Source organism: Nonomuraea sp. WAC 01424 (assembly GCF_003947315.1).
Lineage (GTDB): Bacteria > Actinomycetota > Actinomycetes > Streptosporangiales > Streptosporangiaceae > Nonomuraea > Nonomuraea spiralis.
Map to the genome: position 1 here is coordinate 19792 of NZ_QHHZ01000023.1, position 22484 is coordinate 42275.

Annotated in this window: 25 protein-coding genes; 15 read left to right on the forward strand and 10 right to left on the reverse strand. The window is 71.8% G+C overall.

Going from position 1 to position 22484, the window contains the following annotated elements; all coding sequences use genetic code 11:
- Positions 1 to 110 precede the first annotated feature (110 nt).
- A complete protein-coding gene (locus DMB42_RS45595) occupies positions 111 to 1457 on the forward strand; it encodes an ankyrin repeat domain-containing protein (RefSeq protein ID WP_260478327.1) in 1347 nt (448 codons plus the stop codon).
- Positions 1458 to 1529: 72 nt separating this feature from the next.
- On the opposite strand, the gene DMB42_RS45600 is transcribed toward DMB42_RS45595, so the two are convergent.
- From DMB42_RS45600 to DMB42_RS45610, 3 genes are all read right to left on the reverse strand, one after another.
- On the reverse strand, positions 1530 to 2300 hold the full coding sequence (locus DMB42_RS45600; protein ID WP_125646217.1) for a SigB/SigF/SigG family RNA polymerase sigma factor: 771 nt from the start codon (positions 2298 to 2300) through the stop codon (positions 1530 to 1532).
- A 176-nt stretch (positions 2301 to 2476) separates the two neighbouring features.
- The gene (locus DMB42_RS45605) at positions 2477 to 3367 is read right to left on the reverse strand and encodes a maleylpyruvate isomerase family mycothiol-dependent enzyme (protein WP_125646219.1); all 891 of its coding nucleotides are present in this window, start codon (positions 3365 to 3367) and stop codon (positions 2477 to 2479) included.
- Positions 3367 to 3924 (reverse strand): sigma-70 family RNA polymerase sigma factor, encoded by a 558-nt coding sequence (locus tag DMB42_RS45610; RefSeq protein ID WP_221762660.1) that lies wholly within the window; start codon positions 3922 to 3924, stop codon positions 3367 to 3369. Before DMB42_RS45610 ends, DMB42_RS45605 begins: the two co-directional genes overlap by 1 nt.
- A gap of 151 nt (positions 3925 to 4075) precedes the next feature.
- Between DMB42_RS45610 and DMB42_RS45615 the strand changes: the two genes are divergently transcribed.
- Both DMB42_RS45615 and glgX read left to right on the forward strand, forming a co-directional pair.
- Positions 4076 to 4501: an OsmC family protein gene (locus DMB42_RS45615; RefSeq protein ID WP_125646223.1), complete on the forward strand. Its 426-nt coding sequence runs from the start codon at positions 4076 to 4078 to the stop codon at positions 4499 to 4501.
- Positions 4502 to 4534: 33 nt separating this feature from the next.
- Positions 4535 to 6664, forward strand: coding sequence for a glycogen debranching protein GlgX (glgX, locus tag DMB42_RS45620; RefSeq protein ID WP_125646225.1), 2130 nt, complete (start codon positions 4535 to 4537; stop codon positions 6662 to 6664).
- Between the two features lie 24 nt (positions 6665 to 6688).
- Here glgX and DMB42_RS45625 read toward each other — a convergent pair whose 3' ends face one another.
- Positions 6689 to 7090: a hypothetical protein gene (locus DMB42_RS45625; protein WP_125646227.1), complete on the reverse strand. Its 402-nt coding sequence runs from the start codon at positions 7088 to 7090 to the stop codon at positions 6689 to 6691.
- A 133-nt stretch (positions 7091 to 7223) separates the two neighbouring features.
- Here DMB42_RS45625 and DMB42_RS45630 point away from each other — a divergent pair, with 133 nt between their 5' ends.
- The 3 genes from DMB42_RS45630 to DMB42_RS45640 are packed head-to-tail and all read left to right on the forward strand — an operon-like array spanning position 7224 to position 9448.
- On the forward strand, positions 7224 to 7946 hold the full coding sequence (locus tag DMB42_RS45630; RefSeq protein WP_125646229.1) for a pyrimidine reductase family protein: 723 nt from the start codon (positions 7224 to 7226) through the stop codon (positions 7944 to 7946).
- Complete coding sequence (locus tag DMB42_RS45635; protein ID WP_125646231.1) at positions 7943 to 9079, forward strand: ATP-dependent DNA ligase; 1137 nt, start codon at positions 7943 to 7945, stop codon at positions 9077 to 9079. Before DMB42_RS45630 ends, DMB42_RS45635 begins: the two co-directional genes overlap by 4 nt.
- A 27-nt stretch (positions 9080 to 9106) precedes the next feature.
- Positions 9107 to 9448, forward strand: a complete 342-nt coding sequence (locus DMB42_RS45640; protein ID WP_125646233.1) for a hypothetical protein — start codon at positions 9107 to 9109, stop codon at positions 9446 to 9448.
- Positions 9449 to 9469: 21 nt separating this feature from the next.
- Here the strand turns inward: DMB42_RS45640 and pgeF are convergent, their stop codons facing one another.
- The gene (pgeF, locus tag DMB42_RS45645; RefSeq protein WP_125646235.1) at positions 9470 to 10177 is read right to left on the reverse strand and encodes a peptidoglycan editing factor PgeF; all 708 of its coding nucleotides are present in this window, start codon (positions 10175 to 10177) and stop codon (positions 9470 to 9472) included.
- A gap of 9 nt (positions 10178 to 10186) precedes the next feature.
- Positions 10187 to 10777 carry a GNAT family N-acetyltransferase gene (locus DMB42_RS45650; RefSeq protein WP_125646237.1) on the reverse strand — a complete coding sequence of 197 codons (591 nt, stop codon included), beginning with the start codon at positions 10775 to 10777 and terminating at the stop codon, positions 10187 to 10189.
- 57 nt (positions 10778 to 10834) lie between these two features.
- Between DMB42_RS45650 and DMB42_RS45655 the strand changes: the two genes are divergently transcribed.
- From DMB42_RS45655 to DMB42_RS45665, 3 genes are all read left to right on the forward strand, one after another.
- Positions 10835 to 12280 carry an aldehyde dehydrogenase gene (locus DMB42_RS45655; RefSeq protein WP_125646239.1) on the forward strand — a complete coding sequence of 482 codons (1446 nt, stop codon included), beginning with the start codon at positions 10835 to 10837 and terminating at the stop codon, positions 12278 to 12280.
- A 17-nt stretch (positions 12281 to 12297) separates the two neighbouring features.
- Positions 12298 to 13176: a lipopolysaccharide assembly protein LapB gene (locus DMB42_RS45660; RefSeq protein WP_125646241.1), complete on the forward strand. Its 879-nt coding sequence runs from the start codon at positions 12298 to 12300 to the stop codon at positions 13174 to 13176.
- Positions 13177 to 13371: 195 nt separating this feature from the next.
- Positions 13372 to 13950, forward strand: a complete 579-nt coding sequence (locus DMB42_RS45665; protein ID WP_125646243.1) for a dihydrofolate reductase family protein — start codon at positions 13372 to 13374, stop codon at positions 13948 to 13950.
- On the opposite strand, the gene DMB42_RS45670 is transcribed toward DMB42_RS45665, so the two are convergent.
- The 3 genes from DMB42_RS45670 to DMB42_RS45680 are packed head-to-tail and all read right to left on the reverse strand — an operon-like array spanning position 13932 to position 15472.
- Complete coding sequence (locus DMB42_RS45670) at positions 13932 to 14642, reverse strand: helix-turn-helix domain-containing protein (protein ID WP_125646245.1); 711 nt, start codon at positions 14640 to 14642, stop codon at positions 13932 to 13934. The genes DMB42_RS45665 and DMB42_RS45670 overlap by 19 nt on opposite strands.
- A gap of 55 nt (positions 14643 to 14697) precedes the next feature.
- Positions 14698 to 15108 carry an RNHCP domain-containing protein gene (locus tag DMB42_RS45675; protein WP_125646247.1) on the reverse strand — a complete coding sequence of 137 codons (411 nt, stop codon included), beginning with the start codon at positions 15106 to 15108 and terminating at the stop codon, positions 14698 to 14700.
- Between the two features lies 1 nt (position 15109).
- Positions 15110 to 15472 (reverse strand): RNHCP domain-containing protein, encoded by a 363-nt coding sequence (locus DMB42_RS45680; protein WP_125646248.1) that lies wholly within the window; start codon positions 15470 to 15472, stop codon positions 15110 to 15112.
- A 307-nt stretch (positions 15473 to 15779) separates the two neighbouring features.
- Here DMB42_RS45680 and DMB42_RS45685 point away from each other — a divergent pair, with 307 nt between their 5' ends.
- Positions 15780 to 17813 carry an acyl-CoA dehydrogenase gene (locus DMB42_RS45685; protein WP_125646249.1) on the forward strand — a complete coding sequence of 678 codons (2034 nt, stop codon included), beginning with the start codon at positions 15780 to 15782 and terminating at the stop codon, positions 17811 to 17813.
- Here the strand turns inward: DMB42_RS45685 and DMB42_RS45690 are convergent.
- Positions 17773 to 18321 carry a YceI family protein gene (locus DMB42_RS45690; RefSeq protein ID WP_125646250.1) on the reverse strand — a complete coding sequence of 183 codons (549 nt, stop codon included), beginning with the start codon at positions 18319 to 18321 and terminating at the stop codon, positions 17773 to 17775. The two genes, DMB42_RS45685 and DMB42_RS45690, sit on opposite strands and share 41 nt — an antisense overlap.
- A gap of 148 nt (positions 18322 to 18469) precedes the next feature.
- Here DMB42_RS45690 and DMB42_RS45695 point away from each other — a divergent pair, with 148 nt between their 5' ends.
- From DMB42_RS45695 to DMB42_RS45715, 5 genes are all read left to right on the forward strand, one after another.
- Complete coding sequence (locus DMB42_RS45695; protein ID WP_125646251.1) at positions 18470 to 19657, forward strand: sensor histidine kinase; 1188 nt, start codon at positions 18470 to 18472, stop codon at positions 19655 to 19657.
- Positions 19654 to 20313 carry a response regulator transcription factor gene (locus DMB42_RS45700; RefSeq protein WP_125646252.1) on the forward strand — a complete coding sequence of 220 codons (660 nt, stop codon included), beginning with the start codon at positions 19654 to 19656 and terminating at the stop codon, positions 20311 to 20313. The genes DMB42_RS45695 and DMB42_RS45700 overlap by 4 nt, the downstream gene beginning before the upstream one ends.
- Before the next feature lie 114 nt (positions 20314 to 20427).
- Positions 20428 to 20622 carry a hypothetical protein gene (locus tag DMB42_RS45705; RefSeq protein WP_125646254.1) on the forward strand — a complete coding sequence of 65 codons (195 nt, stop codon included), beginning with the start codon at positions 20428 to 20430 and terminating at the stop codon, positions 20620 to 20622.
- Positions 20623 to 20627: 5 nt separating this feature from the next.
- Positions 20628 to 21440, forward strand: coding sequence for an MBL fold metallo-hydrolase (locus DMB42_RS45710; RefSeq protein WP_125646256.1), 813 nt, complete (start codon positions 20628 to 20630; stop codon positions 21438 to 21440).
- 710 nt (positions 21441 to 22150) lie between these two features.
- Complete coding sequence (locus DMB42_RS45715) at positions 22151 to 22450, forward strand: hypothetical protein (RefSeq protein WP_125646258.1); 300 nt, start codon at positions 22151 to 22153, stop codon at positions 22448 to 22450.
- The last annotated feature ends 34 nt before the right edge of the window (positions 22451 to 22484 follow it).

Genomic DNA, 22484 nt, shown 5'->3' on the forward strand with positions numbered 1-22484 from the left:
GATTCGGACTCCTCCCGAGGGAGGAACATCTCTACATCGTTGGGATGGGCGCCCGGAGATGGGCGCGCGCCCCGGCGGGCCTCGTACGACGAAGACGCTAGGGTCCTGTCATGCATGAGGAACAGCTCTACCGCGCGGCGTTGAACGGCGAGACCGAGACCGTGGGCAAGCTGCTCGCCTCCGGCGCCGACCCCAACCGGCCCAGCGAGGGCGAGGAGGCCGGGCTGCCGCTCTGCGCGGCCGCCGCCTGGGACCGGGTCGAGGTCGCCGAGGTGCTGCTCGCGGCCGGGGCCGAGGCCAACGGCCGCGAGGCCGGCGGCTGGTCCGCGCTGCTGTGGGCCGCCGCCAACGGCCACGCCGCCACCGCGAGCGTGCTGATCGAGGCCGGGGCCGAGGTCGACGCGGCCAACGAGGACGGTGACACGCCCCTTACGCTGGCCGCCAGGCGCGGGGCGCTGGGCGTGGTGCAGACGCTGCTGGAGGCGGGCGCCGACCACGAGAAGGTCGACGGCGACGGCGACAGCCCGCTCGACATCGCGGCCGACTGGGTGGGCGTGCACCTGGAGTCCGCGCTTCTCGACCAGATCGCCCAGGAGGGCTGGGAGTACGTCGTCGGCCGCCAGTACGCCAAGGACGGCACCGAGCTGGTCACCGTGGCCGGCCGCTCCCCCGACGGCTCGCAGACCGAGCAGGTGCAGGCCCAGCGCGGCCACGCCGCCATCGCGACCCTCCTGGAGGACGCGGCGGGTGTCTACACGCCGGTCGAGCAGCTCGTCGCCAGGGCCGTGTCCCACCGCGACGTCGACGAGGACGCCGAGACCTGGTGGATCGTGGCCGACTCGCTGGGCCGCCGGGCCGACGACGAGACGTACGAGGCCCTGGCCCGGCTGTGCGTGAGCGAGGACGCCCGGGAGCGGGAGTTCGGGGTGGACGCGATCGCCCAGTTCGGCTTCGCCGACGGCGCGAAGCCCTACCTTGACCGGACCCTGGCGCTGCTGCAGAAGATGGTGACCACCGAGGGCAACCCGCAGGTGCTGCGCTCGGTGCTGGCCGCGCTCGGCCACCAGGGCGACCCGCGCGCGCTGCCCGCCGTGCTCGACATCATCGGCCGCCCTGGACACAACCGCACGATGACGGACGCCATCGCGCTGGCCGACGTCCTGCCGCCCGGCCACGAGGAGGGCCTGTCGCTGCTGGTCGAGATGTCCCGGGACGAGGAGGCCGAGATCCGCGACTGGGCCACGGCCGGGCTGGCCGGGTTGTCGGAGGACACACCCCGCATCCGCGAGGCGCTGGCCGACCGGCTCGGCGACGCCGACCTGCGTACGGTGGCCGAGGCGGCCCGGGGGCTCGCGACGCGCGGTGACGAGCGGGCCGAGCGGGGGATCAGGCGGGTGCTGGAGGAGAGCGACGACGACTACGCCCGGGACCTCGTCACGCAGATCGGCGCGGAGTGAGCCAGGCGCCCCCGTCTCAGGCCGGCGGGGGCGCGGCTTCCCGGCCGGAGCCGCGCGCGCCCGCCCGGCCGGTCAGTCCGACAGGGCGGTGCGGAACTGCGTGAGCACGGAACGCAGGATGCGGGAGACGTGCATCTGCGAGATGCCGAACTCGGCGGCGATCTCCGACTGGGTCATGTTGCCGTAGAAGCGCATCAGCAGGATGTTGCGCTCCCGCGACGGGAGGGCGTCGATGAGCGGCTTGACGGCGTGCCTGCCGAGCAGCGTGTCCAGCCCGTCGTCCTGCGCGGGCAGGAAGTCGCCCAGGTCGGCGCCGTCGTTGTCGCCGCCGACGGGCGCGTCCAGCGACAGGGCGCTGTAGGCGGTCGAGGCGTCCATGGTGAGCAGGACGTCCTCGTCCGTGATGCCCATGTGCGCGGCGAGCTCGGCGACGGTCGGTGCGTGGCCGAGCGTCTGGGTGAGCTCGGAGGTGGCCTTGTTGAGCTCCAGGCGGCGCTCCTGGTAGACGCGCGGCACCTTGACGGCCCAGGTGCGGTCGCGGAAGTGCCGCTTGACCTCGCCCACCATGGTGATCATGGCGTAGCCGCGGAACTCGTGGCCGAGCTCGGGGTCGAAGCCGTTGATGGCCTTCATCAGGCCGACGTACGCGGCCTGGCGCAGGTCCTCCATCGGCTCGCGCTGGTGGCGGTAGCGGCGCGTGACCTCGACGACGAGGGAGTCGTACATGGTGACGACGCGCTCGCGGATGCGGGCCTTGTGCTCGTCGGAGGCTTCCGGCCTGTTCATCTCAGCCAGAAGCTGTTCGGCGGTCATTTCGTCGAGTGCGATATCCAGGACGGCCATCTGAGTAGCTCCATATGCCCGATGGCGGGCCCCGTCCCATGAAAAAAAGCCCAGGCAGAGGCACGCCACGTTTGAACGTGAGTCGAAGCCCTCTGCTGGACTTCGGATCAAGGATTCCCTATGGATCCCGATTTATCACCTTATATTAGGTCACGAATAGATCACAGTGTCTTTGCTCACGGCCCCGACAGGGCAGGTGCCGAGGTCAGGACGTCGCGGGCCAGCGCCAGGTCGCCCGACAACTCGGCGGGGAAGCCGTCCGGCTCTCCCCTGCCGCCCAGCAGGAAGCAGAACGCCACCACGTCCGCCGTCACATGGGCGTCCGGCGTGCCGGGGCCTGTGTCGGCGACGCCCAGCGGGAGCAGCCACTCGCCGCCACCCGCGCCGGTCAGCGTGAGGCGGAGGGTGCGGCCCGAGCCGTCCAGGCCGGAGAAGAGCATCGTCCAGGGCAGCAGGCGGGCGCACAGGTCGGCCGTGGGCCGGATGTGCTCGGGCACGGGGTCCGGCAGGCGGATCTCGGCCATGCGGGCGGCGTCGCCGGTGTGCACCCAGGTCTCCAGGCACCTGGCCAGGATGTGGTCGCGCACGACCGACTCCATGCCGTCCACGGTGGCGGGGGTGGCCGGGTCGACGGCGGCCAGGTGGCGGCACAGGGCGTCGGCCTGGGCCCGCCAGTCGCGCCTGGTCTGCTCGGGGCTGCGGGCCCGCTCGTACGCCTGCACGTCGGCCGTGCGGCCGGCCGCGTCGCGCGCCGCCATCGGCGGGCCGAGCACGGGCGCGCCGACGGAGGCGGCCAGCAGGCCGTCCTTGGCGGCCAGGTGGGCGACGAGTTCCTGGAGCGTCCAGCCCTCGACGATGACCCGCGACCAGTCGTCGTCCACGGCCGAGGCCAGCAGCGCGTCCAGGGCGGCGACGCGGCCCGCGTACGGCCGCGCCCACTCGGCGGTCGGGACCGCCGGGCGGCGGCGGGCCCGCGCGCCGGCCAGGAGCTGGGGCCGCAGGGAGCCGGCCGGCACCGCCGGGTCCTCCATCAACGCGTCCAGATAGATGCGCTCGACAGGATCCATCACACTTCTTCCTCCGCCAGCGCGTCCGCCAGGCGCCGCAGCGCCAGCCGGATGCGCGACTTGGCCGTGCCCTCGGGCACACCCAGTTCCTCGCTCACCTGCCGGTACGTCCGTCCGCCGAAGTAGGCCAGCTCCACCGCCTGGCGCAGGCCCTCGGGCAGCGACGTCACCGCCTGCCGCACCCGCTCGGCCTCCTCGGCGGCGAGCACGGCGTCCTCCAGCCTCGCCGGTTCGCGCTCGAACAGCCTCGGTCCGAGCGCGGAGACCCGGCGCCGTTCCTCGGCCCGTACGTGGTCGACCGCGCGCCGGTGCGCGATCGTGGCCAGCCAGGCGCGCAGCGTGCCGCGCTCCGGGTCGTAGGCCAGCGGGCGCTCCCAGAACACCAGGAACACCTCCTGCGTGATGTCCTCGGCGATCACACGGTCCCTGGTGACCCGTAAGGCGAGCCCGAAGATCAGCGCGGACAGCCGATCGTAGACCTCCCCGAGCGCGGACTCGTCGCCGCCGACCACCCGCTGGTGCAGCAGGCGGTCGTCGTACGGTGCCTCCACTGGCACCACACTCCCGTGATCCGGACCAAGGCGGCGGGTGCGCCGCGACCCGAGCATGTCACTATTCGCCGGAAATGTTGAGCTGGATGACCCGCGCCACCGACTTTGTGGGGCCGCGATAGTGTCGAAAGGACGCCGACCGGAAGGATCACCCGCCATGGCCACCACCCGCACCGCCACCACGCAGTGGAAGGGCAACCTGCTCAACGGCTCGGGCACCGTCTCGCTCGACACCTCGGGCGTGGGCACGTTCGAGGTCTCCTGGCCCTCCAGGGCCGAGGCGGCGGGCGGCAAGACCTCGCCGGAGGAGCTCATCGCGGCCGCCCACTCCTCCTGCTTCTCCATGGCCCTCTCCCACGCCCTGGCCGCCGCCGGCACCCCGCCCGAGTCGCTGAGCACGAGCGCCGACGTGACGTTCCAGCCGGGCGAGGGCATCACGGGCATCGTGCTCACGGTTCAGGGGCAGGTCCCGGGCATCACGGCCGAGCAGTTCCAGGAGGCCGCCGCCACGGCCAAGGCCAACTGCCCGGTCAGCAAGGCGCTGGCGGGCACCACGATCACCCTGAACGCCCAACTCCTCTAACGACAGCGCGTTGGCGTGCGACAATCGGGTCACATGCGCGAGGTCTGGCCGGGCGAGCCCTATCCACTCGGCGGCACCTGGGACGGCGTCGGCACCAGCTTTGCCGTGTTCTCCGAGGTCGCCGAGCGGGTCGAGCTGTGCCTTTTTCACGATGACGACAGCGAGGAGCGGGTGCCGCTCCCCGAGGTCGACGGCTTCGTCTGGCACGGCTACCTGCCGGGCATCCAGCCGGGCCAGCGTTACGGCTACCGCGTCCACGGGCCGTACGAGCCGTCCCAGGGGCGCCGCTGCGACCCCTCCAAGCTGCTGCTCGACCCCTACGCCAAGGCCCTCGACGGCGAGCTGACCTGGAACGAGGCGCTGTTCCCCTACTACTTCACCGATCCGTCGGTGCGCAACAGGGAGGACAGCGCGCCGTACATGCCGAAGAACGTGGTGATCAATCCGTTCTTCGAGTGGGGCAACGACCGGCCGCCGCGCATCCCGTACCACGAGACGGTGATCTACGAGGCCCACGTGCGGGGGCTGACCATGCGCCACCCGGGCGTGCCGCAGGACCTGCGCGGCACGTACGCGGGGGTGGGGCATCCGGCGATCATCGAGCACCTGCTGTCGATCGGGGTGACGGCGGTCGAGCTCATGCCGGTGCACCACTACGTGCCCGAGCACTTCCTGGTGGCCCGGGGGCTGACCAACTACTGGGGCTACAACACGATGGCCTACCTGGCGCCCCACGGGCGCTACTCGGGCTCGGGCACCCGGGGCCAGCAGGTGCTGGAGTTCAAGGCGATGGTACGAGCGCTGCACGAGGCGGGCATCGAGGTCATCCTCGACGTGGTCTACAACCACACCGCCGAGGGCGACCACATGGGGCCCACCCTGGGCTTCCGTGGCATCGACAACGTCAACTACTACCGGCTGCACGACGGCGACCGGCGCTACTACCTCGACTACACCGGGTGCGGCAACTCACTCAACGTGCGCTCGCCGCACGCGCTGCAGCTCATCATGGACTCGCTGCGCTACTGGGTGCTGGACATGCACGTCGACGGTTTCCGCTTCGACCTGGCCTCGGCGCTGGCCAGGGAGCTGCACGACGTCGACCGGCTGAGCGCGTTCTTCGACCTCATCCAGCAGGACCCGGTGATCTCGCAGGTGAAGCTGATCGCCGAACCCTGGGACGTCGGGCCGGGCGGGTACCAGGTCGGGAACTTCCCGCCGCTCTGGACGGAGTGGAACGGAAAGTACCGCGACACCGTACGAGATTTCTGGAGGGGCACCCATTCCGCCCTTCCCGAGTTCGCCTCCCGCCTGACCGGCTCGGCCGACCTGTACGAGTCCTCCGGCCGCCGCCCGGTCGCTTCGATCAACTTCGTCACCTGCCACGACGGCTTCACCCTGACCGACCTGGTCTCCTACGACCACAAGCACAACGAGGCCAACGCCGAGGACAACCGCGACGGCACCAACGACAACCGCTCCTGGAACTGCGGCGCCGAGGGCCCGGTGGAGGACCCGGACATCGTCGCGCTCCGCCGCCGCCAGCGCCGCAACTTCCTGACCACGCTGTTCCTGTCGCAGGGCGTGCCCATGCTCTCCCACGGCGACGAGATCGGCCGTACCCAGCGCGGCAACAACAACGCCTACTGCCAGGACAACGAGCTGGCCTGGATCGACTGGTCGATGTTGCACGCCGAGTCCGACCTGCTGGCGTTCGTCCGTACGCTGTCGAAGTTGCGCCGCGAGCACCCGGTCTTCCAGCGCCGCCGCTTCTTCCACGGCCGCCACTCCGAGAACGGCACGCGCGACCTGGTCTGGCTGACCCCGGGCGGCAAGGAGATGACGGCCGGCGACTGGCACACCGGCTACGCCAAGTCGCTCATGGTCTACCTCAACGGCGAGGCCATCACCGAGCCGGGCCCCCGTGGCGAGCGGATCGTGGACGACTCCTTCCTCCTGCTCGTCAACGCCCACCACGAGAACCTGTCGTTCACGCTGCCGGGGCCGGAGTTCGGGGCCGAGTGGCTGCCGGTGCTCGACACCGCCCACGACGTGGTCGAGGAGGCGTTCGGCGACGAGCGGTGGCGGCCGGGCGACCTGGTGGCGGTCACCTCCCGGTCGTTCCAGGTCCTGCGGCTGCCCCGGGAGCCGGCGACGCCGTAGCCCGCCGGTCGTGGAGGAGACGCCTCAGAAGAGGCGGGCCATGCCGGCCGTGAGCAGGACCAGGGCGAACGTGGTCACCCCGGCCACGCCGTGCAGGACCACCGCGAGCACCGGGAAGCCGCCGGCCCGCCGCTGGTGGCGTCCGCCGCCGAGCCAGCGGGTGAACATCGTGAAGCCGAGCAGCGCCGCCACGGTGAGCCCGCCGAACGCGGCGAAGGCCAGGGTGCCGCTGCCGGTGAGCACGTACGCGACCCAGCAGGCCAGCGACGACACCGCGAGCGCCGGATGGGACAGCAGCAACACCACGGGGAAGCGGGTGACCTTGGCCTCCTGCCCGCGCAGGCCGCCGGCCGAGAGCCGGCGGCAGAGCAGGTAGACCCCGATCAGTGCGGCGATCGTCCATGTCACGGCGGTGACCAGGCCCACGTCCCCTCCCGGTGCGTCCCTGCCGCCACGGTACGCAGACAACCGGTCGTTCGTCCTTCAGTTGCCCAAAAGTGCTATCGGCCGCAAAACCCCCTTGGGATCGATTGTCGGTGGGGTATGCCAAGGTAGAGGAGTGCGGCGCATCCATCCCGACTTTCAAGACAATCCGGACATCGAGCAGGCGTACGCCTACCCCGAGGACCGGCCGTGGCTCCGGCTCAACATGGTGTCCAGCGCCGACGGGGCCGCCTGGCTGAAGGGGCGCTCGGGCGGGCTGTCGAGCAGGGGCGACAAACGCATCTTCGGGATCCTGCGCGGGCTGTCCGACGTGATCGTCGCGGGTGCTGCGACCGTCCGCACCGAGGGCTACGGCCCGGTCAAGCCACGTGCCTCCTGGTCCTCGCTCCGGGCCGGCCGTCCCGAGGTGCCGCCGATCGCGGTGATCACCCGCAGCCTCGACCTCGACCTCGACGGCGAGCTGTTCACCGACGCGACCAGCCCGACGATCGTCATCACCTGCGAGGCCGCGCCCGCCGAGCGGCGCAAGCTCGCCGCCCAGCGCTCCGACCTGATCATCGCCGGCGACGAGGGCGTCGACATGCGGCTGGCCGTACGCGAGCTGCACGAGCGGGGGCTGACCCGCGTCCTGTGCGAGGGCGGCCCGCGCATCAACGCCCAGCTCTCGGCCGACGACCTGATCGACGAGTTGTGCCTGTCGGTGAGTCCCATGCTGGTCGCGGGCGGCGCGGCCCGCATACTGAACGGCGTGGCCGCGCAGGTCCCGCTGGACCTCCACCAGGTCCTGGAAGAGGAGGGGGTCCTCTTCTGCAGATACACGAGGGAGCAGAGCCCATGACCGAGCAGCCGATCGCGGAGCCGGAGCCGGTGCCCAACCTGCCGGTGCGACCACCCGTGCCGCCGATGCTGGCCAAGCCGGTCAAGGCCATGCCCAAACAGGACGGCACGCTGTTCTACGAGCCCAAGTGGGACGGCTTCCGCTGCATCGTGTTCAGGGACGGCGACGAGGTCTACCTCGGCAGCCGCAACGAGCGGCCGTTCACCCGCTACTTCCCCGAGCTGGTCGAGGCGGTGAAGGCCGAGCTGCCCGACAAGGTGGTGATCGACGGCGAGATCGTGTTGCCCCGGGGCGCGCAGCTCGACTTCGACGCCCTCCAGCAGCGCATCCATCCGGCCGCCTCGCGGGTCAAGCTGCTCTCGGAGCAGACGCCGGCCCAGTTCATCGCCTTCGACCTGCTGGCCGTGGGCGAGGAGTCGCTGATGGAGGAGCCGTTCTCACAGCGGCGGCGGCGGCTTGAGGAGCTGTTCCCGGGCAAGGGCGGGTCCATCCGGCTGACGCCGGTCACGACCACCGACGAGCAGGCGCGCGAGTGGTTCGAGACGTTCGAGGGGGCCGGGCTCGACGGGATCATCGTCAAGCCGGGCGACCAGCCGTACGTGCCCGACAAGCGCACGATGTTCAAGGTCAAGCACGAGCGTACGGCCGACGTGGTGATCTGCGGCTACCGCGAGCACAAGAGCGGGCCCATCGTCGGCTCGCTGCTGCTCGGCCTCTACGGCGACGACGGCAGGCTCCACCACGTGGGCGTGGCGGCCTCGTTCCCGATGGCGCGCAGGGCCGAGCTGGTGGAGGAGCTGAAGCCGTACCTGGCGGAGCTGAGCGACCATCCGTGGGGCCACTGGGCCGAGCAGGCCGCGGCCAACGCCGGGCAGCCGGCGGCGGGGCCCGCGACCGGCGGGCAGCGGGTGCCGGGCGCGGTGTCGCGGTGGAGCGCCAAGAAGGACCTGTCGTTCATCCCGATCCGGCCCGAGCTGGTGATCGAGGTGGCCTACGACCAGATGGAGGGCGACCGGTTCCGGCACACGGCGCATTTCCGGCGGTGGCGGCCCGACCGCACACCCGAGTCGTGCACGTACGAGCAGCTGGAACGGCCGGTCCGTTACGATCTGGACGACATCCTCGCCCGTTGAGGGGCAAAGCGGTTTAGTCTCTCCCATATGACCACCGGTGATGAGCTCAAGGCGGCCGTGTCCGCGCGGCGCGACCTCGGCCCCGACTTCGAGGACGCGCTGGTGGAGTCGTTCCTCGACAAGGTGGGGCAGGAGGTCGACCGGCGGGTCGACGAGCGCCTGTCCACCACGGCCCCGCGCGCCAAGGCGCCGGCCAGCAGGAGCTCCGAGGGGCAGCGGCTGGCGCTGGCGATCGTCTCGCTCTCCCTGGGCACGCTGTCCACGGTCGCGCTGGCGTTCGCGGGTGGGGGCCGGATGACGGCGCTGGTCCCGATCTGGGTCGGGATCATCATCGTCAACGTGGTCTTCAACAGCTCCCGCGGGAAGTAGGCCCCGGCCGCTCGGCGGCGCTCAGTCGAGCCAGACGATACCGGCGAAGCGGCCACCGGGCTGCTCGCGGCGGTGGGAGTAGAGCTCGGGCGACTCGATCGTGCAGCGCGCGTCGTGCCGTACGTCGGGCACGCCCGCCGCCCTGAGCTGCGACTCGATCCCGGCCCGCAGGTCGAGCGCCGGGGTGCCCCACGACGTCGTCGACCACGTCGGCGGCACCTTGGAGGCGACCTGCTCGCGCAGCTCGGCCGGCACCTCGTAGCAGCGCCCACAGGCGCCGGGCCCGATCAGCGCGACCATCCTGCCGGGCCGCGCGCCCTTGGCGGCCATGGCCTCGACCAGGGCGGTGGCGACGCCGGCCTCGGTGCCGGGGCGGCCGGAGTGGGCGGCGCCCACCATGCGGGCCTGGGGGTCGGCCACCAGCACGGCCGGGCAGTCGGCGCCCAGCGAGGCCAGCGCCAGTCGCGGCTCGGTGGTGAACACGCCGTCGAGCGGCGGCGGGTCGTCGCCGAACGGCTCGCTCACGAGGGCGACCTCGGCACTGTGGATCTGGCGCATGTAGACGACGGCGCGCACGCCCAGCTCGGCCACCAGGCTCTCGCGGTTGGCTCGTACGGCCGCCGGGTCGTCGCCGACCATGCCACCGAGGTTGCGCGAGGCGTACGGCGGGGCGCTGACCCCTCCGTGGCGGTCGGTGATGACGGCGTGGACTCCGGGGGCCAGCTGCATGTTGCGATCCTAGCCGCGGGCCGGGGCCTGAGAACCGCCCGGCCCGCCGGGGGCCGAGCCGTGGAGGATGAGGCCGGGCGGGCGGCCGAGGTCCAGGTACATGCTCACCTCGTCGAAGCGCCATTCGCCCACCTCGACGACGTTCGGCAGCCGTCCCCACTCGCGGAACCCGAGGCTCTCGTACAGCGCGATCGCGCCGTGGTTGTTGCCGCGCACGCGCAGCGTGAGCGTCTCGACGCCGGCCGCGCGGGCGTCGTCGGCGAGCCCGGCCACCACCAGCCTGCCGAGGCCGAGGCCGCGTGCCGCCGGGTGCGTCATCACCTTGCCGATCTCGGCGGAGTGCCGGAAGACCGCCTCTGGGCTGCGCCGCCACAACCCCATCGCCTGGACGGTGCCGTCGACCGTGGCGAGGGCGAGGCGGGCCTCTCCCTCGGTGACCGCCGCGAGCGTGGCCGCCACCCAGGGGTCGGTCACGTCCCGCGCGGGCGGCGTCAGGTGACCGACCGCGCCGCCCAGCTCGACGACGGCGTGCAGCACGCGGTGGACGGCGGCGAGCACGGGTTCGCCGGCGGTTTCCGGCCAGGTCAGATCGATCGTCACAGCTGACCATTATGCCCCGATCTGTCCAGGGCTGGTCCGGCTGTGGCAAGCAAGCATATGCTTGGGCGCGTGCCTGAGTACCGTAATCTCATCGGCGGCGAGCTGGTCCGCGCCGACCGGACGATGGACACCGTCAACCCCGCCACGGGCGAGGTGTGGGCCCAGATCCCGGCGAGCGGCGCGAGGGAGGCCGAGGCCGCCGTGGCGGCGGCGCGGGCGGCCTTCCCCGCCTGGTCCGCCATGCCCGCGCTGGGCCGGGCGCACTTCCTGCGCAAGGTGTCGGAGCTGTTCGGCCGGCACGCCGAGGAACTGGCCCGGCTGGAGACCCGCGACAACGGCCGGATCCTGCGCGACACGCTCAAGAAGGACCTGCCGGGCATGGCGTACCTGTGGCAGCTCGCGGCCGGGCAATGCCTGGACGCGGTCAAGGGCGACACCGTCGTGCTGGGGCCGGACACGCTGGGCCTGACCCGGCGCGAGCCGTACGGGGTGGCGGTCTGCATCATCCCGTGGAACTCCCCCGTCTCGACGTTCTCCGCCAAGGCCGCCTACGCCCTCGCCGCCGGGAACACGGTGATCGTCAAGCCCGCCGAGCAGGCGAGCGCGTCGGTGTTGCGGCTCGGCGAGCTGCTGGCCGAGGTGTTCCCGCCCGGCGTGCTGAACATCGTCAGCGGGCTCGGCGAGGAGGTCGGCGACGCCCTGGTCCGGCACCGGCACGTCGCCAAAGTCAGCCTCACCGGCTCGACGGCCACCGGCCAGGCCATCACCAGGGCCTCGGCGGACGCGCTGAAGCCGCTGACGTTCGAGCTGGGCGGCAAGTCGCCCAACATCGTCTTCCCGGACGCCGACCTGGACGCCGCGGCGCAGGGCGTCACCGTGAACTCGGTCTACACGGGCAACGCCGGGCAGGTGTGCGTGGCCGGCTCGCGGATCCTCGTCCACCGGTCGATCTGGGACGACCTGCTCGGCCGGATCAGGCGGATCTGCGCCGAGCTGGTCCTGGACGACCCCCTCGACCTGGCCACGACGATGGGCCCGATCGTGTCGGCCGGGCAGTTCGAGCGCGTGCGGTCGTACCTGGAGACGGCCGAGAAGGAGGGGGCCGAGCTGGTCTTCGGCGGGCGGGCGGGAGCCGAGGTGGTGCCCGGCCTGCCGGGCGGCTACTGGGTGGCGCCCACGCTCTACACGACCGAGGACAACGGGCTGCGGATCTGCCAGGAGGAGATCTTCGGGCCGGTGGCGGTGGCCATCCCGTTCGAGAGCGACGAGCAGGCGCTGGCGATCGCCAACGACTCACCGTACGGACTGGCGGCCGGGGTGTGGACGCGGGACCTGGGACGGGCGCACCGGTTCGTACGGGATCTGGAGAGCGGGACCGTCTGGGTGAACACCTACCGTCAGATGCCTCCGGGCCTGCCGTTCGGAGGCGTGAAGGACAGCGGGTACGGCCACGATTCCGTCCTTGAGTACACCCGGGAAAAGGCGGCCATCATCCAGATTTAGTTAGATAGATTCCCTCCATGAGCGAGGGGATCAACGACCAGTCCGAGCTGTCCGAGCCAGCCGCCCAGTCGCGTGCGTCCGTGTTGCGCAGCCGAGCCGAATCGTACATCGCGCTGTCGCGGCACGAGGCCGCGATCGCGGATCTGACCGAGTCGATCGCGCTGGTCCCGGACAACGCCCGGTCCTGGCGGCTGCGCGGCGAGAGCCACCGGGTCATCGAGCGGTACGAGGCCGCCCTGGAGGACTTCGACGAGTCGTTGAGACTGGAACCGGACAGCGCGTACGCACTGGGCTCGCGCGGCCAGGCGTACGCGGCGCTCGGCCGGCTGGAGGAGGCGATGGACGACTTCGACCACGCGCTCACCCTCGCCCCCGAGTCCCTGTGGATCCTGGAGGCCAAGGCCGACGCCCTGGTGGACCTCGACCGGCTGGACGAGGCCCTGGACGAGCACGCCAAGATCATCGCGTTGAACGAGGAGCTGGCGTACTCGTGGGTCGCGCGTGGTGACCTCTACCAGCGCATGCACCTCTACACCGAGGCCATCGACGACTACACGAGGGCTTTGCGGGCCGACCCCGAGCACGTCCGGGCGCTCAGCCGGCGCGGCGAGGCGCTGCGCATGATCGACCGCTACCAGGAGGCGCTGGCCGACCTGAACCGCGCGGTCGAGCTCGACCCCGACAACGACCGCGCGTTCGGCAGCCGGGGCGCGGTGCTCAGCGAGATGGGCGACAACGAGGCCGCCCTGCGCGACCTCGACCGGGCCGTCGAGCTGGACCCCGACTACATCTGGGCCTACCGGGTGCGCGGCGAGATCTTCCAGGAGATGGAGCGCCACGAGGAGGCGGTGTCCGACTTCACCCTGGCCCTGCGCCTGGAGTTCGGCGACGACTAGCTGGGGGCTGTCCTCGTCGCGCCATGACCGTGCTGGTTCGGTCAAGCGTGCTGCCGTCGTTTCCGTACAAGACGGTCGTGGTGGCCGCTTCGTAGCATGGGCGCGGGCGTTCCGCCGCCGCGCCGGCATGGCGCTGCGGCCCGCTTGCCGATCTACCTGGCGACCTCGCGTCGCCGACCATGAGGAGAACAGCACATGCGTGATCTGATCTATACCGGATTCATGTCGCTTGACGGCGTTGTGGACTCCCCGGGCGGTGGGCCGGGCGAGGAGCACCGCAGCGGCGGCTGGGTGGTCAAGGACATCGAATTCCTGCCCGAGGCCTTCTCGCTGAAAGGCGAGGAGCTTGAGGACACGACAGCGCTGATGTTCGGCCGCCGGAGCTACGAGGCGTTCGCGCCGATCTGGCGCGACTCGGATGACCACGCCGCCTACAAGGACCTGCCCAAGTACGTGGTCTCGACCACGCTGACCGACGACGCCCTCGTCGAGGGATGGGGGCCGACGACGATCCTGCGCTCGGCCGACGACGTCGTCGAGCTCAAGAAGAGCGAAGGTGGCGCGATCTTCATCCATGGCAGCGCGGAGCTCGCCCGGCGGTTGTCGGAGGCGGGCCTGATCGACCGGTACCACCTTCTCGTCTTCCCGGTGCTGCTCGGGGCCGGGAAGAGCCTGTTCACCGAGGCGGACAGGGACAAGCAGGTACTGAGCCTCCGGGCGTCCGAGGCCTACCCCAACGGCATCGTGAAGCTGATCTACGACGTCGTCAGCTGATCCAGATCCAGGGCGATCGCGCCGCCGGTGCCCTCTCGGAGTTGCCGCGCCGTACGCCCGACGTACCGGCGCAGCGCACGGGCCAGGTGTGGCTCGTCGAAGTACTCGAGCCCGGAGACGACATCGGCGACCGAGGCGCCGGTGGCCAGGAGCGCCGAGGCCCTGCGCGCACGTTCGATCTGCCGTACGGCGCCCTGGGTCAGCCCGGTCGCCGCTCGGAACCGGCGTTCGACGGTTCGTCCCGAGACCTCTGGACGGCGGCCTCGGCGGACCTCGGTGACGAGCGGGTCACGGACCAGGGCCCCGGCGCGGACCAGGCGGTCGACCAGAGCCTCGGCGTCGTCGGGGGCGGGGGATTCCCAGCGGACGCCGTCCAGCACGAAGGTCCTGCGCATGGTGTCGGGGAGCTCGACGCCTCCGTCGACCAGAGTCGGCGGGGGGACGGCGCGCAGGGACGTGCCCACGGCGAACTCGATGCCGACGAAGGTCGAGCCCTCCGGCACCGGCGCGGTGCCGGTCTTGGTCTCAGGACCGGAAATGGCCGCATGCGCCCTGCCCTCCCGCTCCCAGAAGACAAGGCCCCAGCTCACCGCCGCGACGGAGGTCATCTCCGCGACGTGCTCGCTCGTACAGCTCCACACGGCGTCGACCCACGGTGAGTCGGACGCGCGTGTCTCGAACCGCAGTGCCACGGAAGAAGAATACGCACGGCATCGGGCGGGCCGCCCCGGAGGGCGGCCCGCCGTCTCATAGCGCCAGCAGCGCGCTGACCGGCAGACGGCTGTCGGACAGCGGCCGTACGGCGATGCGCAGCAGCGCCAGCGCGTTGTCGTCACCGGCGATGCGGTTGGCGCTCAGCCCGCCGCACGCCTGGCAGTGATGGATGATCAGCCACTCCCCGTCGGGCCTGACGGTGACGCTCAGCGCCGCCATCGGGCCCCGGCAGCCCGCCCGCCGATCCCCCGGGATCCGGTGGTCGACGTGCAGGCTGGTCAGGCAGTGCGGGCAGTGGTTGCGGTGCGCCGTGCCCGGCGCGTCCATCGGCACGTCCAGCCGGCAGCCGACGCAGCGGAACGTGTCGCCACGTTCGCCGCGCTCGGCTCGCCGTACGGGCTTGGGTTGTTGCGGCCGGGCCCGGCCGGGGTTCCTCCTGGGCATGTCACAGGTCGCCGAACGCTTCGAGCGGGAACGGCGGCTGCGCGAGCGGGCGTACCGCCATGCGCATGAGGATGAGCTGGTTGTCGTCCCCGCAGATCGGGTTGGACGTCAGCTCCCCGCAACGGGTGCAACGATGGATGACCATCCAGTCGCCGGTGCGGAGCACCGCGATCGAGATCGGGTTCATCCGCGACCGGCACTCCGACGGGCCGCCCTCCACCCGGTCGAGCACGTGCAGCGAGTGCAGGCAGCTCGGGCAGTGGTTGCGGCGGGCGCCGTCGGGGGCCTGCGCGGCGTCGGTCAGGCCGCAGCGCACGCAGGCGAAGGTGTCGGTGATGGTACGAGGTTTGCCGTTGGCAGACAACCTGGGGTCTCCTTGCCGGATTTGTCATGAAAAGAGCAGCAAGGGAGCGCCGAGCGGGCCTCACAGGCACGCTGGTGCCACAGGTGGTCCGGTCCTGATCCTCAAGGAAGGCGGGAAACACCCGTGACACGTAGAGGCGCGCTGGGCGCCGTGCCGGGCATCAAGCCACCTCGTTTCCGGAAACGTCGTGTCGAACAGGACAGCAGCGAGCGTAGCCAGCGTCGCCGGTCCCGCGCCAACGGTTTTCCCGGACCTGGAGATCTTCCCGGGCCTGGAGATTGACAGAATATCGTTCTAGTGTGCGTCCATGGGGATCGGGCTGAGCGAGGAGCACCGGGCGCTGGCCGCCTCCGTACGGGGGGCGGCGGGGCGTACCGACGGGAACCGGGCGCCGGTGGGCCCGGACCTGCTGGGGCTGCACCTGCCGGAGGAGCACGGCGGTCAGGGGTACGGGCTGGTCGAGCTGTGCGTGGCGCTGGAGGTGCTGGGCGAGCTGCGGGTGGCGGGGCCGTACCTGCCGGTCGTGCTGACCTCGGCGGCGCTCGTCCGATCAGCGGCCGTCACACCCGCCGGCGGGTCGCTGGCGGGCCTGCTCGGCGGGCTCGCGGACGGGACGTCGACGGCGGCCGTCGTGCTCGGCCCGCTCGCCCTGGGGCCGGCCGGCGCGGACCTGTTCCTCGTGCCGCACGGCGACGGGTGGGCGCTGCTCGACCGGTCCCACGTGACCGCCGAGCCCGCCGAGGGCGTCGACCTGGACCGCGACCTGTGCACGGTCACGGCCCGCGAGATCCCGCCGGACCGCCTGCTGGGCGCGGTGCCGGTACGGGAACTGGCCGCGCTGCTGCTCGGCGCCGACGCGTGCGGGACCGCCGCCTGGGCGGTCGGCACGGCCGCCGCGCACGCCAGGATCCGCGAGCAGTTCGGCCGCCCGATCGGCCAGTTCCAGGGCGTCAAGCACCGGGTCGCCGCCGCGCTGGTGGCCCTTGAGCAGGCCCGCGCCGCCGTCTGGGACGCCGCCCGCGCCCTGGACGCCCCCGGCCCGCTCACCGCGGAGACGCGGCTGGCCGCCGGGGTGGCCGCCGTGCTCGGCCCGGACGCGGCGGTGCGCTGCGCGGCCGACGCCATCCAGGTGCTGGGCGGCATCGGCTACACCTTCGAGCACGACGCCCACCGCCACTACCGCCGCGCCCTGTCCGACCGGATGCTCGCCGGGGACCCGGGGCCGTGGGCCGAACGGGTCGCGGAGCTGGCCGTGGCGGGCACGCGCCGCGCGATGGAGCCCGACCTGCCCGAGGAGGCCACCCCGCTCAGGGACACGATCAGGGCGCAGGCCGAGTCGCTGCGCCGCGAGGAGCCGCTCGCCCGGCTGGGCCGGTTCGCGCGGGAGGGCTGGATCATGCCCTATCTGCCCAGGCCGTGGGGCCGGGCGGCCACGCCGCTGGAGCAGGTGATCATCCACCAGGAGTTCCGCGGGCTCAAGCGGCCCAACCTGGGGATCGCGGCCTGGGCGGTCCCGTCCATCGTCGCGTACGGCACCGGCGAGCAGCGGGAACGCTTCCTGCCGAGGACGTTCACCGGCGAGATCGTGTGGTGCCAGCTGTTCAGCGAGCCCGGGGCCGGCTCCGACCTGGCGGGGCTGGCGACCAGGGCCACCCGGATGGAGGGCGGCTGGACTCTGACCGGCCAGAAGATCTGGACGTCCCTCGCCCAGTACGCCCATTGGGGCATCTGCCTGGCCCGTACCTCGCCGGACAGGCCCAAGCACGAGGGGATCACGTACTTCCTGGTGGACATGTCCTCCCCCGGCGTCACCGTCAGGCCGCTCAAGGAGATCAACGGGGACGAGATCTTCAACGAGGTCTTCCTCGACGACGTCTTCGTCCCGGACGACCTGGTGGTCGGCGAGGTGGACGGCGGCTGGCGGGTGGCCCGCGACACCCTCTCGTACGAGCGGGTCGCGCTCGGCGACTCCTGGGGGCCCGGCTCCCAGCACACCGACATGGTCCGGCTGATCGGCACGCTGCCGCCGCTGCGGCAGTCGCAGCGCGAGCAGGCGGGCCGCCTGTGGGCCGAAGGCCAGGCGATCTCGGCGCTCGGGCTGCGCGTGACGCTGTCCAGGCTGGCCGGCTCCGACCCGGGGCCCGCCTCCAGCGTGCGCAAACTGCTGGGCATGCGCCACGCGCAGGCGATCTCGGAGTTCTGCTGGTCGCTGGCCCCGGCCGACCGCCACTGGAACCGTATGATCCTGGCCACCCGGGCCTTCACCATCGGCGGCGGCACCACGGAGGTGCAGCTCAACATCATCGCCGAGCGCGCGCTCGGCCTTCCCCGCGATCCGTGACCCCGGCGACCCCGGCCCGCACGCATCTCACCTCGGCCGACATCGCCAGATGGCGGGCCGCGATCCCGGGCATGGCGGTCACCCCGAAGGCGGTGCGGTCCACGCGGGCGGTGACGACGACGGTGAATCCGTTCGCGGTCACGTCGCAACCGTCGACGGTGAGGGTGAGCGGGTGCTCGGCGCCGGCCACGGTGAGCGTGCCGGTCAGCGTCGTGCCGTCGGCGCCGCCGCCCGCCGCGAAGGTGATGGTGGGGTGGCGGGCGGTGTCGAGGAAGCGGGAGGAACGTACCGCCTCGTCGCGCTGATGGTTGCCGGTGTGGAAGCTCGCCGCGTCGATCTCCACGCGCACGCGGGAGTCGGCGAGCGGTTCGGCCACCTCGACGGTCCCGGCCTTGATGTCGAACGTGCCGCGCACGCGGCCGAGGCCGAACAGGTGCCTGGTGGTGAAGTGGATGCCGGAGTTCTCGGTGTCGATCTCGTAGCGGCCCAGCGGGGGAAGGTTCGTCATGGGTCCATTGCACGGCGGCGAGGGGGATGTCCGGCAGGGCGGGCCGTCGGTCGCGGGGGCGACGATCGGTGGGAGCGCATGCGACTTTCGTATGATTTCCGACTTGTCGGATATCTCCGGCGTGAGGGGGTGTCATAGCGTGTGCGGCATGAGTGAAGAGGCGTGCCGCCGTCGCCGCCGTCGTTCCCTCGTGCTGGACGTGGCCATGGCGGCCGGCTTCACGCTGCTCGACACCGCCTCGACGTTGCTCGGACTCTCGTGGTGGCCCGAGCGTCCCGGCACGCTCGCCTGGGTGTTGCTGGGGGTTCAGGCCGCCGCCTGCCTGTCGCTGCTGGCCCGCCGCCGGGCGCCGCTCACCGTCCTGGCCGTGCTGGGGGTGTTCACGCTCGCGGTGACGCTGCTGATCTCGCCGGGCGGGGTGCTGGTCCCGGCCGGGCCGGAGAACGTGTGGGCGCCGTACGCGACGATCGCGGCGGCGTACGGGCCGCTCTACTACCGCAGGGACCGGCGGCTGGCCTTCGCCGCACTGGGGGCGTACACGCTGGTCATCGCGCGGGTGTGGGACCCGTCGGTCGGGGTGCTCACCGACGCGGTGCTGCGCACGGCCGTCGGGCCGCTGCTCGCGCTCTACTTCGACGGACGTCGGCGCGTGGTCAGGATGCTGACCGAACGCGCCGAGCGGGCGGAACGCGAGCGGGGCCTGCTGGCCGAGCGGGCCCGCGCCGAGGAGCGCGCCCGCCTGGCCGGCGAGATGCACGACGTCGTCACCCACCGGGTCAGCCTGATGGTGCTCCAGGCCGGCGCGCTGCGGGTCACGGCGGCCGACGAACAGGTCCGGCAGGCCGCCGAGGAGCTGCGCGCGGCGGGCTGCCAGGTGCTCGACGAGCTGCGGGACCTGATCGGCATCCTGGGCGCCGCGCCGGAGCCCGACGCGCCGCCGTCGGCGGCCGACTTCGCCGCGCTGGTCGCCGAGTCGGCCTCTGTCGGCACCCCGGCCGAGCTGGTCGAGGAAGGCGACCGGGCGCTGGCCTCGCCGGTGGTGGGGCGCACGGCGTACCGGATCGTGCGGGAGGCGCTGACCAACGTGCGCAAGCACGCGCCGGGCGCGCGGGTGGACGTCCGGATCGAGTACGGCCAGGCGCAGGTGCGGCTCACCGTGCGAAACACGCCGCCGACCGGCCTGCCGGACGGCCCCCTGACCGGGACCGGCTCCGGCCTCGGCATCGCCGGCCTGCGGCGACGGGTCGAGGTCGTGCACGGCACGCTGCGCGCGGGCCCCTCCCCCGACGGCGGGTTCCGCGTCGAGGCCACCCTCCCCGCGTACGTGCCGACATGATCAGGGTCGTGATCGTGGACGACGAGCCGATGGTCTGCCGTTTCCTGCGTACCATCCTGAGCTCGGCGGCCGACATCGAGGTCGTGGACGAGGCCCACGACGGCGCCGCGGGCGTCGAGGCGGTCGTGCGCAACCGTCCGGACGTCGTGCTCATGGACCTGCGCATGCCCGGCGTGGACGGGCTCACCGCGATCGAACGCCTGGGCGAGCTGCCGCGGCCGCCGGTCGTCGTGGTGCTGACGACGTTCGACGCCGACCAGTACGTGCTGCGTGCCCTGCGCGCGGGCGCGTCCGGGTTCCTGGTCAAGTCCACGCCGCCGGAGGACCTGATCGGGCTCGTCCGGGTGGCCGCGGAAGGGCACACCGTGTTGTCGCCGGTGGCCGCCCGCAGGCTGGTCGCGGCCTCGGCGGCGGCGGACCCGGCGCGTGACCGCGCCCGGAGGCTGGTGGAGTCGCTGACCGTACGCGAGCGCGAGGTGCTGGCCTGCCTCGGCGAAGGGCTGTCGAACGCGCAGATCGGCGCCCGCCTCCACCTCGCCGAGCCCACGATCAAGGGGTACGTGTCCCGCCTGCTGGACAAACTGGGCTGCCTCAACCGCACCCAGGCGAGCCTGATCGCCCACGACGCGGGCCTGACCTCGGAGGGGCCGAGGTAGCAGCCCATAGGTCGTCACCCCCCGATGTACACAAACCTCGCGAACTATCGCACACGGAGGGTTTGGTGGAGGGCCGACGAGGTAGGTGATAAGCCGCAAAGGGGGACAAAAGCCATGAGTAATCCGCAACAGCCCGAGCTTCGCCGATCCGGCAAGTCCGGTGCCAGCTCGAAGTCCGCGGACGCCGTGCCGGAGTCCAAGAGCGGCGGCAAGCGGGCCGGGCGCCCGCACGGGAGCGACAAGGGACACAAGGGCGGCGGCAAGGGCGGCGGCGTGCCTCCGGGGCAGCACCCGCCGTATCCGGGGTGAGCCGGGTGAAGGGCAGCCTGCAGTTCATCGGCAACGCCACCACATTGATCCGCTACAACGGCTTCACGCTGCTGACGGATCCCAACTTCCTGCACCAGGGGCAGCGGGCGTACCTGGGCTACGGCCTGTCCTCGCGGCGGCTGAAGGACCCGGCCATCGACGTGACGGACCTGCCGCACATCGACGCGGTGGTGCTGTCACACCTGCACGGGGACCACTGGGACCGGGTCACCCGCAAGGGCCTGGACCGGGACACGCCGATCGTCACCACCACGCAGGCGGCGCGCAAGCTGCGCCGCCGCGGCTTCGGCCGCAGCGTCGGCCTGGAGGTGTGGGAGCAACACGAGTTGAACGGCCCGCAGGGCAGCGTGACGATCACCGCCCTGCCCGCCAGGCACGCACCGGGCCCCGCCGAGGCCCTGCTGCCGCCGGTGATCGGGACGATGCTGGAGTTCCGCGGGCCCGAGGACCTGGTGGAGCTACGCCTGCACATCAGCGGCGACACCCTGCTCGACCGCCGCCTGGAGGGGATCCCGCGGCGCTTTCCCGACGTCGATCTGGCCCTCGTACACCTGGGCGGCACCCGCCTGCTCGGCACCTTGCTCGTCACCATGGACGGCGAGCAGGGCGCGGCCTGGGTCGACCTGATCAACCCGCACACGGTGGTGCCGGTGCACTACGACGACTACAGCGTCTTCAGCTCACCGCTGGACGACTTCCGGCATCACATCGAACAGGTGGGCCTGGCCGACCGCGTGGTGTACCTGGAACGCGGCGAATCCCGCGAACTGGCCCCACACCACCTCGTCCGCCACTGACCCAACACCGGGAAGGCCCCCGACAGTCGGGGGCCTTCCGACTCTCACCCCAGCCCCTCCGCCTCACACCCCCAGGACCCCGGCCATCGCGGTGGCCTCAGCTCCACCTCCGCCCCCGGGTGTCCTGGCGTGCGCGGAATGTGAAATCTTCCACCCAAGGTAAGAACCCTCTACCGCAGGCGGAGAATCTTCACCCCGACTGCCCCTCATACGCCGGTTTGCGCGTTACCTTTCCTTTCGGCCGCACCTCCGAGTGCCGCCGCACGGCCGGGCCGTCGGGTCCCGTCCCAGGCACCGGGTCCGGCCGTGCGGCCCTCGACGTCCCTCGGTCTCGCGCTCCCTGCGGCCCCTCCCAGCCTTGAGCCAGTTGGCGACCCCCAACACCCCAGCCGGGGCTGGTCAGGGAGGTTTGTGGGGGGTCGTTCGCATTCTTGGGAACGCCGCCACAGCGTTACAGCCGACACGCCCAGAGCTGCGGCCGACATCCTGTGCCGCCACACGATCGCCAGCGGCGTTACCGATCTGAGATCTTCACATGTGTCTCCACCTCGCCCCTGCCCAGGCAGCCCGTCTGGCCGAGGCCGGAGCGGAAGGACCCCCCGATGCACGGGACCGCCTCGCCGGCCCGAGCGCCGCCCGTACGCTCCTCCGCGCGCCGTACGAGTTCCACCAGTTCCACCACAAGTGAGACACCGAAGGAGCAAGACCTGATGCGCTCAGCCACCCGAGCAGCCCTGGCCACCCTCGCCGTCACCTGCTGTACGTTCACCTCGCTGCCGGCCTGGGCCGCGCCGGCCGGCAACGCGCCGTCGTGCGTGACCGTCTGGCAGAACACCGGGGCCATCACCAAGACCGGCTACGCCCGCAACGACTGCGACTACCGGCTCAGGCTGAAGATCATCTGGGCGCGCGGGACCGACGGCGCGTGCCAGACCGTTGACCCCGGCGAGACCATCTACTCCCGGGTGCCACGAGGTATGCGCACCTTCGACGGAGCCGACACCTGCTGACCGGTCACGCGAGAACCGACCGGTCACGCGAAAA